We start from the raw sequence: 16,199 nt of genomic DNA on the forward strand, positions 1-16,199 counted from the left end.
GAGGGAACGCAATTTTTGGACAAACATGACATTTATCATATATAACTTATGACACCTGGTACTACTATTGCATTTTTTCCTTACTTATAATTAGGTTATCAACATAACGGAAGGGGAAATTGTAAATTATGAAAGATCCAAAACAACGAGCTTTAAGGAAGCAGGTTGCCCCTTATGAAAAAGCTGAATTACGAAATAGTATCTTACAGATTGTTAATACATTGGGGCCATTTTTCGTCCTTTGGTTTTTAGCTTATAAGAGCTTGTCGGTTTCGTATTTCCTTACTCTAGGGATTTGTATCGTGGCATCAGGATTTTTAGTGCGTACGTTCATCATATTCCATGACTGTACACATTACTCTTTTTTCAAAAGCAGAAAAGCCAATCGAGTACTTGGGACCATCACAGGAATTTTAACGTTGTTTCCGTTTGAAAAATGGGGTCACGATCACGCTATCCATCATGCAACAAGTAGTAATTTAGATAAGCGTGGAACAGGCGACCTATGGATGCTCACAGTAGAAGAATATATGGAAGCATCCTTATGGACAAAAATTCAATATCGTTTATACCGGAACCCATTTGTAATGTTTGTTTTAGGGCCCATTTATGTGTTCGGGATTGAAAATCGCTTTAATCACCGAGGAGCAAGACGCAAAGAACGTATGAATACGTATTTAACCAACGTGTTGCTTGTTGTCGTAATCACATTGCTTTGTATGCTAATCGGTTGGCAGAGCTTCCTATTAATCCAGGGACCAATCTTTATGATTTCGGGTGCCCTTGGCATTTGGTTATTCTATATCCAACATACTTTCGAGGATTCTTATTTCGAGGAAGATGAGCACTGGGAATATGTCAAAGCAGCTGTAGAGGGAAGTTCATTCTACAAACTTCCGAAAGTCCTTCAATGGTTAACAGGTAATATTGGGTATCACCATGTTCATCATTTAAGTCCAAGAGTACCGAACTATAAGCTAGAAGAAGTACATGAGAATACAGCTCCACTACAGAATGTACCGACAATCACACTAGCAACAAGTTTAGGTTCATTGAGATTCCGCCTATGGGATGAAGAAAGTAAGAAATTTGTTCCATTTAGCCACTTGAAAAAAGTTGCAAAGAGGCGAGTATCAGTAGAAGCAAAGCCAGAAGTATAAATCAGTAAGACTCTCCTTGGCATGATGAGGAGGGTCTTTTATTAAAATTAAGCTATATTGACTATCTTGAAGTATTGTGGTGTTCATTGTTGATTTATTACAGGTTAATGGAGTGAAATCAAACACAACCCTGTTTACAACAGCTTACCCATAAGAAATATGGTAAAATATAGAGAATAATAGAAGGTTTGAGGGTGCTGAATGCTTAAACAATATTGGAATTTGTTAAAAACCACAGGGATATCCCCTTATATATGGACCATTCTTGGTATCTTGCCATTTTATTTTATTTTTTCACAGTCTGCGTCAACAGCAGAAATCATCAATGGAATCATTCTAACATTAGCATTCTTTCTCTTTTATCGATTGGCCTTTGCATCAAAATCCTGGACGGTTTATCTCTGGAGCAGTATTCTCATTGGAATATCCGTTTTCTTGACCTTGTTCTTTAGTTACGTTTATTTTGCCTTCTTTATTGCCTATTTGGTTGGCCGAATTCAAAATCGCATTCCTTTTTTTGTCTTATACTTTATTCATCTTGTCTGCATGTCGGCGGCAATCAATCTTGAATTGGTTTTCAGAGAAGCTCTATTTTTAAGTCAACTCCCGTTTATCATCATTGTTTGGCTAAGTATTATTTTATTGCCCCTTAGCATGCGCAATAAAAAAGTAACCGGACGTTTAGAAGAAAAGCTTGAAGATGCAAATAAGCGGATTGCTGAGCTCGTAAAAGCGGAGGAGCGTCAACGGATTGCACGTGACCTCCACGATACGTTAGGGCAAAAGTTGTCATTGATAGGATTAAAAAGCGATCTTGCAGGTAAATTGGTGTATAAAGATCCAGAGCAGGCTCGAGCGGAATTGAAGGATGTACAAAGCACCGCAAGAACGGCTTTAAATGAAGTACGAAAAATGGTATCAGAGATGCGCGGGATTCGTTTAAAAGATGAACTTCTACGTGTGGAACAAATCCTTAATGCAGCAGAAATTCACCTAGATTTAGAGGTTGATTTATCTTCAAAAACGATTTCGCCATTTATCGAAAATATCTTAAGCATGTGTCTAAAAGAAGCTGTAACCAATGTTGTCAAACATAGCAAAGCTTCAAGTTGTCTCGTTACACTCAACCAATCTGATAAGGATATCACTTTAAAAATTAAAGATGATGGAATTGGAGAGGTCACCGAATCAGATTTTTCAAAAGGTAGCGGTTTAAATGGCATGAGAGAACGTCTTGAATTTGTAAATGGAACTCTTGATGTGGTGAGTGAGAATGGAAATGTCCTGATTATTAAAGTGCCAAGAGTTATTAAACAATCTTAAGGGGAGGGAGCAACTTGATTACCATCGTCATTGCTGAGGATCAGCGAATGCTGCTAGGAGCTTTAGGTTCCTTGCTTAGCTTAGAAGAGGATATGGAAGTGGTAGGAAAAGCGAATAATGGGGAAGAAGCAGTGGAACTCGTCAAGAAGCTGCAACCAGATATATGCATTATGGATATTGAGATGCCAGGTAAAACGGGGCTAGAAGCCGCAGAAGAGCTAAAGTCAACAGATTGTAAGGTAATTATTTTAACTACATTTGCTCGCTCAGGTTATTTCCAACGAGCGATAAAAGCAGGAGTAAAAGGCTATTTATTGAAAGATAGCCCAAGTGAGGAATTGGCTAGCTCCATCCGCAATGTGATGGCTGGGCGAAGAGTGTACGCTCCTGAACTTATGGATGATCTTTACAGTGAAGAAAATCCATTAACAGAAAGAGAAATGGAAGTACTTGGCTTAGTAGCAGACGGTAAAAACACCAAAGACATTGCTTCTCAGCTAACGATTACGACGGGCACAGTTCGGAATTATATTTCTACTATCCTAGATAAATTAGAAGTTACCAACCGGATTGAAGCAATTCGCCAATCAAAAGAAAAAGGTTGGTTTAAATAAGGTTGAGTTTTGGAGTGGACAAAGCTTTATTTATCGTGCATCAAGGTCTAAGAGTAGAGCCTTTCATCAAGAAGCTTGCACCCAAGTGAAAAAGTACTGGGAGCAAGCTTCTTTTTATTGGAGTTTTTTTAAGATGGCTGACTCTAACATCTTCCAGGGTAAGAATTTCTTTAAAAGGATATTCGCTTTCACGCCTTTTCCGATTGGATATCGTAGTTTTGGTTTCTGGGGTTGGCTAGCGATTTGAGCCACTAGTTTGGCGATTTCAACTGGGTTGCCATGGTTTGATTTCCCGCGTTCAATTTCATTTTTTAATGTTTTCATATAATTGAAATAAGGGGACTTCTCAGTTAGTTCGACTTCATCCATACCAGACCATATATTCGTTTTATAGGAGCCAGGCTCTACGAGAACAACGTCAATACCAAAGGGAGCTAACTCAAGTCGAAGACTTTCACTATAGCCCTCAAGCGCATGCTTCGATGCTGTATATGGCGATAATCCGGGAAACCCGATCCTCCCACTAATACTGCTCATATTAATGATTCTACCTCTATGATTTGCTCGCATTAAAGGCAAGACAGCTTGGGTAACGGCAATAACCCCGAAGAAGTTGGTTTCAAATTGTCTGCGATAATCTTCAAGTGTTAGCTCCTCACTAGTACCACCAATGGCCATGCCGGCGTTGTTCACAAGCACATCCACTGAATCTAGCTTTTCTACTACTGTCTTCAACTCTTGGGTGGATTCTGGTGAAGTTACATCCAGTGTTTCAAGTTGAATTGAAGAAGATAATTCCAAACTCTTTGCCATGTCTAAAAGCGCCACGCCCTTGTCTAGATTTCTCATGGTGGCAATGACATGAAAGTCATTTTTGGCGAGTTCAAGAACACTGAGTAAACCAAAGCCATTTGATGCCCCTGTTACAATTGCTGTTTTTTTCAATACATCGTTCTCCTTTTGACTGCTTTCTTTCCATTTTAAAGGGTATAGGTTTAAACGTCGAATCCATGCATTCATTTTTCTATTTAGCTTTATTTAGTTGTCTATTGATAATAGACTGAATTTTCTCAATTATGTATAATAGATAAATGAGGATAATAGCTTGTTAGGCAACAACAGAAATGTAATCGTTTTCGCTAGATTCAAATGAAGAAAGGATGGTTATTTTGAGTAAATCTCTATACTGGCCACAAGATGTTTCACAAAAGTTGGAGTATCGTTTGGGAGAAAAACCTTTGCATGAATATTTGAAGGCTAACGCAGCAGCGTTTCCGAACAAAGTTGCCTATTCATTTTATGGGAATGATCTTACTTGGAGTCAAATGGATGAGTATGTTGACCGATTTGCATCCTTCTTGGGGGAAGAAGGGGTATCAAAAGGAGACTGTGTCGCCTTGTTTCTGCAAAACTGTCCACAGTATATTATTGCTCATTACGGTATCCAACGCCTAGGTGGAACTGTTGTCCCGTTGAATCCAATGTATAAGCAAGCCGAGCTTGAATACTTGTTGAATGAGGCAAAGGTAAAAGGAATTCTTTCAGGTCAGGAACTTTACGGACAGCTTCAGGGAGCCTGTCAAAACATTTCTTCGTTAGAATTTATTGTAACGACCAATTACGCAGATTTTTTACCAGAACATCCTACCTTACCTATGCCAGAGGAGTTAAAAATAGAGAAAAAACTAATAGCTGAAACAAAGGATTTTGCATCGATCTTAAAGGAAAAGCAGCCTTACCAGGGTCATGTAGAGGTTGATTTGGAGAATGATATAGGTCTTATGGTGTTTACGTCAGGAACAACTGGACGACCAAAAGCGGCGATGTTGCCATTTAAGAGTGCGTTGTTTAAGACTGCTGCAACTGTTCAGGCCAATAACGTTCTAAAAGAGGATAAATCCTTGGCTGTGGCTCCTTTATGCCATATTGCCGGGATGGTCATGGGAGTGAATACGCCTGTATATAGTGGTTGCACATCTGTGTTACTCACAAGGTTTGACCCACAAGCAGCGGTTGATGCTATTGAAAAATACGAAGTAACTGTTTGGTACAGCGTTGCCCCGATGAATGTTGCGCTTCTACATACTCCGGGGATTGAAAATCGTAATCTGTGTTCACTAAGAGTGAATATGGCAACGAGCTTCGGTATTCCGGTAACTCAGCAACTGGCGGAACAATGGAAAAAGCTAACGAAAGGATGCCTTATGTACGAAGCAGCTTATGGTCTTAGCGAAACGCATACATGTGATACTTTTATGCCTGCAGATAAAATCAAGTGGGGAAGCTGCGGCATTCCTACCTTTGAGACCGAAATAAAAATCATAGACTTTGAGACTGGAGAACAGGTACCGGCAGGTGAGAAAGGGGAAATTGCTCTTAAAAACCCTGGAGTCTTCAAAGGCTATTTGAATCGTCCTGATGCAACAGCTGAAACTTTACGAGATGGTTGGGTATATACAGGAGATATTGGGAGCCTTGATGAAGATGGTTACTTATATTTCCATGGGCGCTTAAAGGAAATGATCAAATGCTCGGGTTATAGCGTGTTTCCAGAAGACGTAGAAGTTTTGATGAACGAGCATCCTGGAATTCTCCAAAGTGCAGCTATTGGAGTTCCTGACCCAGTAAGAGGGGAAAGTGTGAAGATGTTTGTCGTTTTAAAGCCTGGATACCAGGGAAAGGTTACCGAGGAGGAAATGATTGAATGGGCAAAAGAGAAAATGGCGGCCTATAAATATCCACGGTCCATTGAATTTATTGACCAACTTCCTGCGACAAGCTCCGGAAAGGTACTACGCCGATTACTCAAAGAGCCACAAGGGGAAGAAGTTTAACTTGTTGGCTACCGAACGATAGAGTGAAAACTTAGCATATAGTAATTAAAATGCCTGACCTTTTAATAAAGGGGTCAGGCATTTTTTTCATACTAAAGTTGTAGAGAAACTTGCCTCTTTCTAATGAGGAAGAGATTACCAAAACTCGGTAATGTATACATATAAACCATTTAGGTGAAGGAGAGAAGAAAATGAAATTAAACAAAGAAAAGGTAGTTATGATTACTGGAGCATCAAAGGGATTAGGGAAGGCATTAACCTTGGCATTTGCCACCGAAGGAGTACGCCTCGCCATCTGTAGTAGAACGGCGGACGAGTTGAACCTTGTAAAAGTAGAAGCGGAGAAAATGGGCGCCGCTGAGGTATTAGCCGTTCCCACCGATCTATCCAAATCAAGAGAGGTTGAAAGGTTTGTTGGGATGACGGAGGAAGCTTACGGGAGAGTGGATGTGTTAATCAATAATGCGTCGATATTAGGACCAAGTCCTATGCCATTATTGCTTGATTATCCTGAAGAGGATTTCGCACAGGTGTTAAGAATTAATGCTATCTCCCCCTTTTTAGTTACGCGAAGAGTCCTTCCCGGAATGCTTCAGCGGAATCACGGTTCTATCATTAATCTAACTTCAGAGGCAGGAAATGTAGGTTATGCCGGATGGGGAGCATATGGAATTTCAAAGTTTGCTGTCGAAGGGCTGACAGAAACCTGGGCCGATGAATTAAGTAGCACAAATATTAGAGTGAATATGGTGGATCCGGGAGAAATGGACACCGAGATGCATCGGTTAGCGGTCCCAGACTGTGATTATCCTTTAGCAAAACCAGAAAATCTTGTCGACGTATTTTTATATTTAGCTTCTGAGAAGTCTGTTGGCATCAATGGAAAAAGGTTTGAAGCACAAGCGTTTGAGGAGGTGGAGTAAATGACCACAACCTCGTTAGATTTTTATCTTCCAAATGAATTAAACGCAACTCATCCTCCAGAGCGGCGGGGCGTGAGAAGGGACCAGGTTAAAATGATGGTCCTTGACCGTGAAACAGGTCACATCATCCATGATAAGTTCTCTCAAATAACAGATTTCCTTAAAGCAGGTGATCTATTGATATTAAATAATAGTCGGACGATCCCTGCCATATTTAAAATAAGCTGGGAACGGAGAGGGACAATTCTTAAAAAGCAAGTTGAAGTTCGGTTAGCAAGGCGCCGAGGAGATAGTGTGTGGGATGTGTTGGTAGTAAAAGAAAACTTAAAGGCGGGAGATATCCTTTATTTTTCTGATAGGTTAACAGCAAGTGTGAAGGGGCCAGCAATTAATAACCCTAAGCTTAGAACTCTTATTTTTTCACTTAGTGGAATAGAACTGTTTCATCAGCTCTATTCGTTAGGAGAACCGGTTCGTTATGAATATATCCATCACCCATGGGATTTAGATTATTATCAAACGGTTTTTGCAAGTACCCCTGGATCCGTTGAAATGCCTTCTGCAGGGAGGGCGTTTAGTTGGGAACTATTGTTTAATCTGCAAAGGAAAGGGGTTCAGATTGATTTTATTCAATTGCATACAGGTTTAAGCTATATGTTCGATGAAGACAAGTTGCCTTCTCCCGAAGATAATTATGAGGAATATTCAATCAACCAAGAAACGATGACAAAAATCTCTACTACAAAAGCGAATGGTGGGAGAGTCATTGCAGTGGGTACAACAGTGGTTCGCGCTTTAGAAACCGCATCCAAAAAGGGGGTTTTGCAGGGATGGACGAATCTTTATATTCAAAAAGGCTATAGATTAGAAATTGTAGATGGGATTATTACGGGGTTTCATGAACCAAAAGCAAGTCATCTGGATATGTTAACAGCTTTTGTAGAAGAAAGGCATATATTAAACGCTTATCGTAAGGCGATTGAACACGAGTATTTATGGCATGAATTTGGGGACATGAACTTGATTGTTTGAGGGGGAAGAAATTGCGTATTCATCATTATGGAATAGAAGTGAATGATTTAGAGATTTCTAGAGAATTTTATCAAAAAATGTTCCAGCTCAATCAAGAAAGTGTGGTTGAGTTCCAGGGAGAAGACTTGATTTTCCTTTCATCCAATACGTTCTGTCTTGAACTTATTCCCCAGAAACAAAAGAGAAATCCAGAGCAGACGACGCATTTATGTTTTGAAGTTAAGGATATAAAACAGATGATAACAAGGTTTAATGGTCATGGTTTTGAAGTTCTAGAGGGACCATATATTCTTAGTAATGGTTGGCAAACGGTATTTTTTGAAGGTCCTGACCATGAAATTCTTGAGTTTTTGGAAATGTCGGGTGAAGTGTAAAGGAATGGTTCCCATGTTATACATGAAGGATTTCTTCTATTTACTTGTGCGCTGCTGGCCACTTTTCTAACAATCTTTATATGGCTGAGTCCTTATATATTAAGGATGTCAGCCTATTATTTATAAACGTTTTTTTCTCAAGTATGGAGCCCTAGTAACTATTTGTTCTATTGCGAATCCAGTATTAGAATTTTAGCAACAATTTATCTTCCAAAACAGCCTTTGTAAACGCAACCCATCATTTGCATCTAGTGGTCTAATCATTCTATCATGTTCAATAAGAAGAACAATTTGTAGTGAAAGGATGGATGGAATGAAAAAACTTCCACCTGGTCAATTCGAAACAGATAAATGGCCAATTCTTCATGTTGGAGATGTTTATGAATTTAATGAAGATACTTGGGACTTTACTCTTTTTGGGGAAGTAAAAGAAGAGGTAACTCTTTCCTTTCAGGAGTTTATGAAATTACCCAAAACCGTTTCTACTGTTGATATGCATTGTGTGACGACTTGGTCTAAATTTGGGACAACCTTTGAGGGAATCACTTTTCGAGAATTATTGAAACTGATTGAATTAAATGAGGGTGTAAATTATGTGCAGATTTTTGGTTATTATGATGGTGACCGAATGGGGTATTGTGCGAATTTACCACTTGAAAAGCTTCTAGGAGATGATTCATTATTTGTGTTTCGCTGGAAGGACGAGCATCATGATTGGGAAGAGCTTGATCCTAAACATGGGTATCCGCTTCGGTTTATACCACCAGATAGCTTTTACTTGTGGAAAGGAACCAAGTGGGTATCAGGTATTCGGTTTCTAAAAGAAGACGAAGCTGGGTTTTGGGAAGAGATGGGGTATTCAATGACAGCTAATCCTTTTAAGGAAGAACGATATCGGTAACATTAAAAAAAGCTAGTGATCCGTTTTAATTCCGTATGTACGGACTTTTCAATTTCCTGAAATCATTTTAGGCAAAAAATGAGCTTCAATAGTGGTCCTTACTCTTTATGTTGAGTATAAAAGGTGGAACCTTGTAAGATTGTTCCACCTTCTTAAATCTGCTGATTTCAGCATGACGAGCCCCCCGCACAATGAAAAGTAGTATCTAGAGACTTAGTTTTAGACCTAATAATGTTATTTGATATTTTTTCCTGGCTTTTGTTGGATCAGAATAAAGATTGTATATCTCTATTTCTCGCATTCTTCTTTCTAAGACTTCTTTTTGGCCACGATACTCAGACTCTATTTCAAAAAGGTTACATTCATTTTTTCCCCTCCTTTAGCTTATTTTCAGTATACTGGTGTTGGAAACATAACCCATTCGGCATTGTGTTGATTTTTACTACTAGGATGGACCGAACTTTGTTTGTGAATTTCTACATCAAAAGTCTGAGTAATCGTCAGCCAATCTTTTGAAGATACTTAGAGCAGTTATAGTTATAATAAAAATAGAAGTGAATGTTGGAGGGGTATCAATGAATGAGGAGGCAAAATACAAGAAAATCTCAATTTTAAAAGAGATTGCGGAGCTTTTGAACGAAGGAACGGAAGTAAACAGTGTTTTAGCTGAGGTTTTAAAAAAACTCTTAGATGTTACTGGCCTTGAGATAGGGTGGATCTTTTTAATCGACGGGAATGGTAATCATCAATTAACTGCGCATGCAGCGTTGCCGCCAGCGTTAACAAATGAGAACTATCACCGAATGTGCCAAGGTCGATGTTGGTGTGTAAATCGCTATCATTCTCGTAAGCTAACAAAGGCAACCAATATTATTGAGTGTCAAAGAATTGAAGAGGCTATCGAGGAAAAGGCGGGTGCTACATGTGGGTTGACCCACCATGCTACGGTTCCATTAAGAGCTGGAGAAGAAAGATTCGGTCTTTTAAATGTTGGAGCTCCCTATAAAACCTACTTTGAACAAGATGAACTTGCTTTACTAGAGTCAGTGGCTTTTCAAATTGGTACGGCATTAAAAAGAATCACGTTAACACAGAAAGAACAAGAAACGGCCCTTATAGCCGAAAGAAATCGCCTAGCAAGAGACCTACATGATTCTGTTAACCAGCTTTTATTTTCCCTCAGTTTGACTGCAAGAGCAGGAGTGGAAATGACGGAAAAAGTGGATGTCAAACAAACGTTTAGCTATATTCAGGATCTAGCTCAAGATGCATTAGGTGAGATGCGAGCATTGATTTGGCAATTAAGGCCACAAGGTTTGGAAAACGGGATTGCCAGTTCCTTAAGCGGTTATGCAGAAATGCTAGGGCTTTCAATTGAAACAAAGGTCACAGGGGTCATGAATTTACCTGGTAAAGTGGAGGAGGTTTTGTGGCGGATTGGTCAGGAAGCCCTTGCCAATTGTAAAAAGCACTCCCAAACCCTTAAAGTTTCGCTTAGATTAACGATGAACGAAAACCTAGTTCAAATGGTGATTCAGGACGATGGATGCGGTTTTTACTATGATGAGAAGCTTGAGATTCCATCACTTGGGTTGAAAAATATGAAGAAGCGTACCGAGGCGCTGAATGGGAAGTTTCAATTAGAAAGTTCTCCGGGCAAGGGGACTGTGGTTCAAATTCAAATACCGGTTTAGGGGGGAAGAGCAGTGGGAATACGAGTGTTAATTGCAGATGACCATCATGTTGTAAGAAGAGGGCTAGTATTCTTTTTGCGAACACAAGGAGATATAACCATTATTGGGGAAGCAGGAAATGGGAAAGAAGCAGTAGAAATAGCAAGAAGCTTAAATCCTGATATTATTTTGATGGATTTATCGATGCCAGAAATGGATGGAATTGAGGCAACGAAAATCATAAAAACAGAGAAACCAGACATTAAAATATTAATTCTGACGAGTTTTTCTGATCAAGACCATGTACTGCCAGCCTTAGAGGCAGGTGCTTCTGGTTATCAGTTGAAAGATATTCAGCCTGATGAGCTAGTAAACTGCATTAAAAAAGTCATGAATGGTGAAAATCAGCTCCATCCTAAAGCGACTTCACATTTACTAAGTAACTTGGCTAAGAAGGACAAACAAGATCGGAGTCAACTAGATGAACTGACAAGGAGAGAACTAGAAGTTCTGAAAGAGATTGCTAAAGGGAAAAGCAACAAAGAAATTGCTTCCGCTTTATTTATTACAGAGAAAACGGTCAAAACTCATGTCTCGAATCTGCTTTCGAAGCTTGAATTAGCAGATCGGACCCAAGCAGCACTTTTTGCTGTGAAAAACAAATTGGTCTAATCCTGTGAAATTAGTAAGTTAGGAACTGTGTAAAAGCCGGGATTGGCAATTGTAGTATTGGAAATAATGTGCGAGATAAAGGATACAGCAATGATGAATTGAAATGTACCCATAAGGAAATTCCAATTGAAGCGGACTGCTAAGGTAAGATAAAAGGGATAAATGTATCATTGACCGAGCGGGTAACATGATTAGGATGTTAGCGAAAACACCATATAATCTGGTTTTTGCACTGAAACAGAAGCACAAGCTGCAGGGTACCTTTGCGGCAAAAAGGTAGGTTTTTTGTGGATGGGTGTAAACTTATGTTGGAGTCTCTCAAAAGAAAAAAAGGAAGCTAGCCTTACCGCTATTCGCGGTTGCGACCAGCTAATTCCGTTAATTCTCGATCATCTAATTTTAGGATTTCTGCCTCAGACAAATCATTATTTGCATTCAACACATGATCTTCAAGTTCCAAGCGCTCTTTTTCACTTAAAAAATACGATTTTGTGATAATCATCTCTTTAACCTCACAGATTAAATTTGGTCACCCTGTCAAATTTATCAAAAATAATGAATGTTCATTCATTTTTCAATCTTTATTTTAATACATGTGAGAAAAGATATCAAATTTTATATCTTTAATTTATTTAAATATTTAAAAAATATTCAACCGATTGCCCTTTTAAAGGATTAAATGATTGAGAAATATAGGAAAAGGCTTATCCTTACGAAGGATAGTACTCATCTATGTTAGATTAATGATAAAATAAACAGGCATTACAGGTCGTGATTAGCTGGAAAGGCGGTAAATGTATGAAGATTATTGATTTACATTGCGATGCATTATTAAAACTTCATGAAGCAAATGATCGTATTCGGTATGCTGATGCAGAAGAGCTCGAAACAAATAAAAGGCGTTTACAACAAGGAGAAGTGGCTGTACAGTGCTTTGCGATTTTTATTGAACCTGGCATCAAACAAGAGCATAAATTCGATGCCGCACTAGGGCAAATTGATTTATTCTACCGTGAAGTACTTGGAAAAAATCCTGAAATGAAACATATTAAAAATTGGTCTGATTTTGACCGTTTAGAGGAAAATCAAATAGGGGCCATGCTTACGTTGGAGGGCGTGGATGCAATTGGTAATGACATAACGAAATTACATATCCTTTATCAATTAGGTGTACGCTCTGTGGGGCTTACTTGGAACAATGCCAATTTAGCTGCTGATGGCGCTGGGGAACCACGAGGAGGTGGGCTAACTTTATTCGGAAAGGAAATCGTTGAATTCAATAATCAACATCATATATTGACTGATGTCTCTCATTTATCTGAAAAGGCATTTTGGGACGTTATGGAAACAGCCAAATACCCGATTGCCAGCCATTCGAACTCACGGCACTTATGTAATCATCCACGAAATTTGTATGGAAACCAAGTTAGGGCTCTTTTCCAAAGGAATGGTATGCTGCATGTTGTTTTTGCCCCACATTTTGTTAAGGAAGACGCAAATGCTACGATCCAAGATGTTGTGAAGCATATTGATTATTTCTGTTCACTAGATGGTGAAAAAAATATCGGTTTAGGATCTGATTTTGACGGGATATCTTCTCATGTAACTGGACTAGAGCATGCAGGAAAGTATCAAGATTTGATTAATGAACTGCTTAAACACTTTTCAGAAGACCAGGTAAAAGGCTTTGCGTATCAAAACTTTTTAGACCATCGACCAACGGATTAAAAGAAGGACCAGATAGAGTAAATCTCTGTCTGGTTTTATTTTGGAATATTTTAGCTGTTAAAGGGCAAATTAGGTTAGGTTAGTTAAAATTTCCATATAGAGGTGAGCTTTAGCGATGAACAACGAAAACAAGAACAACAACCAAGAAAATGAGGAAACGCTGACAACACGTCAGGGACATCCTGTCTCAGATAATCAAAACATTCGTACCATTGGGGATCGTGGCCCAGCTACACTTGAGAATTACCACTTTATTGAAAAGATTTCACATTTTGATCGTGAAGAGGTGCCAGAGCGTGTCGTCCATGCACGCGGAGCTGGAGCATTTGGTTATTTTGAAACGTATGGAAAAGTTGGAGATGAGCCGGTAGAAAAGTATACTCGTGCGAAGGTGTTTTCTGGAGCGGGGAAGAAAACGCCATTAATGGTTCGTTTCTCGACAGTGGCAGGAGCTAAGGATTCACCTGAAACAGCAAGAGACCCCCGTGGTTTTGCAGTAAAAATGTATACAGAAGATGGAAACTGGGATCTAGTTGGGAACAACCTTAAAATTTTCTTTATTCGTGATGCGATGAAGTTTCCTGATATGATTCATGCATTTAAAGCGGATCCAGTTTCAAACGTTCCAAACCCACAGCGAATGTTTGATTTTGTATCCCGTACACCTGAGGCGACACATATGATTACATTTCTTTTCTCTCCTTGGGGAATTCCTGCTACATACCGCCATATGCAGGGTTCTGGTGTAAACACCTATAAATGGGTGAATGCAAAAGGGGAGGCAGTGTTGGTAAAATATCATTGGGAGCCAAAACAGGGTATTCGGAATTTAACACAAGAAGAGGCAGATTCCATACAAGCAAAAAACGTCGGTCATGCGACACAAGATTTATATGAAGCGATTGAAAAAGGAGATTATCCGGAATGGGAACTTTTTGTTCAAATCATGGAGGATGACTATCATCCAGAACTTGATTTTGATCCGCTCGATGATACAAAACTTTGGCCGGAGGATAAGTTTCCATGGTTACCTGTAGGAAGGATGGTCCTAGATCGGAATCCAGTAGATTTCCATGCGGAAATTGAGCAAGCTGCTTTCGGTACAGGGGTTTTAGTTGATGGAATGGACTTCTCTGATGATAAAATGTTGCAAGGCCGGACCTTCTCCTACTCCGATACCCAACGCTATCGTGTTGGTGCAAACTACCTGAAATTACCTGTTAATGCGCCAAAGACAACTGTACGCACAAACCAGCGCCGTGGCCAAATGGATGTACACAGTCAGGAAGAATATGGAAATAATCCTCATATTAACTATGAGCCATCCATGCTCGGAGGCTTAAAGGAAGCAAATACAGAAGGGCGTGCGCCGCATCAGCCAACATATAATGCAGCCGCAATGAGCGCGCCTATTGATCGTCCGAATAACTATGGTCAAGCTGGTCACACCTATCGAAGTCTTGAAGATTGGGAACGTGATGAATTAATCAAGAACCTATCTGAAGCACTGGCTGTATGCGACAAAAAAATCCAAGATGCTATGATTGAACATTTCACGAAAGCAGATGAAGATTATGGTCGTCGTGTCAAAGAAGGCATGGAAATGAAAATGAAAGAACAAAGTGAGATGGAGAGTGGAAAAATTCCAGGTCGTGAAGCAGGGAAATCGAAATATGGTCAAGGTTCATTAGCAGCAAATAAAGCGACTGAAGATGCTGTTAAGAAAAGCCACGAAGCTGATCCTTATTAATTTTCAAATGTTATAGTTATTTATGAGGTAGTTTAGAACTACCGACTTAAAAACAAAAACAGGCTGGAGCCTGTTTTTTGTTTTTCATTATCCTGATCTCTGTTTGGTCTGTTCATTTGCTTTAATGATTGATTCACGGAAAATCCACCTAAGAAAGGGGGGAACAGCAAAAAAGATAAACAAAAGCCGAAAGATTTGAAACGCTGTAACCATAGAAATATCTGCATTTGTTTCATGAGCAAGTATTCCCATTTGATCCATCCCACCAGGTGCTAAGCTTAGGAAGCTTGTCGAAATCGAAACTCCATAATAGTGGACAAGCAATAAACTTAACAGCATGGACCCAAATATCAACACAATCCCACTTAAAACTGCAAGAACCATCATTTTCCCTTTTGCTTTTAGTTTATCTGGTTTTAACATAAGCCCAATATAAACACCAATCATAACTTGAGAGATATCTAGTATATAGGTTGGTAGGGTGGAGGCGTGTAAATCTGTAAGATTAAGAATCGTCGTGCCTACAATCGGTCCTAGCAGGTAAGGAGTCGGCACCTTCATTTTTTGCCCGATAACGGCCATCACAACACAAAGGAGTGCATAAATAAGCCCATTAGGAAAAATCGGTGCGTATTCGGTTACATTCCCATTTAAGATGGACGATAGGGTATTACCCTCAGAAAAAGGACCACTAACCACGATAAAAGGAACGATAAACACAATCATTAATAAACGAGTGACTTGTAGAAAGCTTACAGTTGTGATGTCAATTCCTTTTGCTTCCTCAGCGAAAAGAATCATTTGCGATAAACCGCCAGGGATGCTTCCTGTAAGGATGGTCGGGTAATCAACACCTGTCCCTTTTGAGATGAAATAGGCAATTGCCGCACAAAAAGCAATTAAAGCAATTGTTAGAATGAGCATCGCCGGCAGTTTTGCACTAATTTCAATGAGCGCTTCTTTTGTTAGAGATAACCCAAAAGAATAACCGATGATGATCATTCCAGTATTCCTTACACTGACAGGCCAGTAGAGCTCATTTTTACTAAATTTGGTGGTAAGCATCACAGCAGCAATTGGCCCTAACAGCCAAGGTACGGGTGCCCCGATTAAGGTGAAAATACCTCCACCAGCCAAAGCGGCAAAGAAAGCCGTTAAGGTAGGGGAATGTATTGATATGTACTGATGCCATAGTTTTTTCATCTAGACCCTTCT

At 39.5% G+C, this 16,199-nt stretch carries 15 protein-coding genes; 12 read left to right on the forward strand and 3 right to left on the reverse strand.

The window, feature by feature from the left end:
• The first annotated feature begins 128 nt into the window (after positions 1–128).
• The 3 genes from desA to H0185_RS04365 all read left to right on the forward strand — a co-directional run bounded on the left by desA (position 129) and on the right by H0185_RS04365 (position 3,097).
• A complete protein-coding gene (gene desA, locus H0185_RS04355; RefSeq protein WP_221871541.1) occupies positions 129–1,160 on the forward strand; it encodes a Delta(5) desaturase DesA in 1,032 nt (343 codons plus the stop codon).
• 201 nt (positions 1,161–1,361) lie between these two features.
• The gene (locus H0185_RS04360) at positions 1,362–2,483 is read left to right on the forward strand and encodes a sensor histidine kinase (RefSeq protein ID WP_221871543.1); all 1,122 of its coding nucleotides are present in this window, start codon (positions 1,362–1,364) and stop codon (positions 2,481–2,483) included.
• 14 nt (positions 2,484–2,497) lie between these two features.
• Positions 2,498–3,097: a response regulator transcription factor gene (locus H0185_RS04365; RefSeq protein ID WP_221871545.1), complete on the forward strand. Its 600-nt coding sequence runs from the start codon at positions 2,498–2,500 to the stop codon at positions 3,095–3,097.
• Between the two features lie 114 nt (positions 3,098–3,211).
• Here H0185_RS04365 and H0185_RS04370 read toward each other — a convergent pair whose 3' ends face one another.
• Complete coding sequence (locus H0185_RS04370) at positions 3,212–4,042, reverse strand: SDR family oxidoreductase (RefSeq protein WP_246628999.1); 831 nt, start codon at positions 4,040–4,042, stop codon at positions 3,212–3,214.
• Between the two features lie 215 nt (positions 4,043–4,257).
• On the opposite strand from H0185_RS04370, the gene H0185_RS04375 reads away from it, so the two are divergent.
• The 7 genes from H0185_RS04375 to H0185_RS04405 all read left to right on the forward strand — a co-directional run bounded on the left by H0185_RS04375 (position 4,258) and on the right by H0185_RS04405 (position 11,506).
• On the forward strand, positions 4,258–5,931 hold the full coding sequence (locus H0185_RS04375; RefSeq protein WP_221871549.1) for an AMP-binding protein: 1,674 nt from the start codon (positions 4,258–4,260) through the stop codon (positions 5,929–5,931).
• 191 nt (positions 5,932–6,122) lie between these two features.
• Complete coding sequence (locus H0185_RS04380) at positions 6,123–6,854, forward strand: SDR family oxidoreductase (RefSeq protein WP_221871551.1); 732 nt, start codon at positions 6,123–6,125, stop codon at positions 6,852–6,854.
• A complete protein-coding gene (locus H0185_RS04385) occupies positions 6,855–7,886 on the forward strand; it encodes an S-adenosylmethionine:tRNA ribosyltransferase-isomerase (RefSeq protein ID WP_221871553.1) in 1,032 nt (343 codons plus the stop codon). It begins immediately after the preceding gene.
• Positions 7,887–7,897: 11 nt separating this feature from the next.
• Positions 7,898–8,260: a VOC family protein gene (locus tag H0185_RS04390; protein ID WP_221871555.1), complete on the forward strand. Its 363-nt coding sequence runs from the start codon at positions 7,898–7,900 to the stop codon at positions 8,258–8,260.
• 313 nt (positions 8,261–8,573) lie between these two features.
• On the forward strand, positions 8,574–9,161 hold the full coding sequence (locus H0185_RS04395) for a molybdopterin-dependent oxidoreductase (protein WP_425515809.1): 588 nt from the start codon (positions 8,574–8,576) through the stop codon (positions 9,159–9,161).
• A 575-nt stretch (positions 9,162–9,736) separates the two neighbouring features.
• On the forward strand, positions 9,737–10,855 hold the full coding sequence (locus H0185_RS04400; RefSeq protein WP_221871559.1) for a GAF domain-containing sensor histidine kinase: 1,119 nt from the start codon (positions 9,737–9,739) through the stop codon (positions 10,853–10,855).
• Between the two features lie 12 nt (positions 10,856–10,867).
• The gene (locus tag H0185_RS04405; RefSeq protein ID WP_221871561.1) at positions 10,868–11,506 is read left to right on the forward strand and encodes a response regulator; all 639 of its coding nucleotides are present in this window, start codon (positions 10,868–10,870) and stop codon (positions 11,504–11,506) included.
• A 349-nt stretch (positions 11,507–11,855) separates the two neighbouring features.
• Here the strand turns inward: H0185_RS04405 and H0185_RS04410 are convergent, their stop codons facing one another.
• Complete coding sequence (locus tag H0185_RS04410; RefSeq protein ID WP_221871563.1) at positions 11,856–12,008, reverse strand: hypothetical protein; 153 nt, start codon at positions 12,006–12,008, stop codon at positions 11,856–11,858.
• Between the two features lie 296 nt (positions 12,009–12,304).
• On the opposite strand from H0185_RS04410, the gene H0185_RS04415 reads away from it, so the two are divergent.
• Positions 12,305–13,234 (forward strand): dipeptidase, encoded by a 930-nt coding sequence (locus H0185_RS04415; protein WP_221871565.1) that lies wholly within the window; start codon positions 12,305–12,307, stop codon positions 13,232–13,234.
• Positions 13,235–13,349: 115 nt separating this feature from the next.
• Positions 13,350–14,984, forward strand: a complete 1,635-nt coding sequence (locus H0185_RS04420; protein WP_221871567.1) for a catalase — start codon at positions 13,350–13,352, stop codon at positions 14,982–14,984.
• Between the two features lie 87 nt (positions 14,985–15,071).
• Here the strand turns inward: H0185_RS04420 and H0185_RS04425 are convergent, their stop codons facing one another.
• Entirely contained in the window at positions 15,072–16,187 is a 1,116-nt protein-coding gene (locus tag H0185_RS04425; RefSeq protein WP_221871569.1) for an AbrB family transcriptional regulator, read from the reverse strand.
• Positions 16,188–16,199: the final 12 nt, after the last annotated feature.

It is taken from the genome of Mesobacillus maritimus, assembly GCF_019749255.1.
Lineage (GTDB): Bacteria > Bacillota > Bacilli > Bacillales > Cytobacillaceae > Mesobacillus_B > Mesobacillus_B maritimus_A.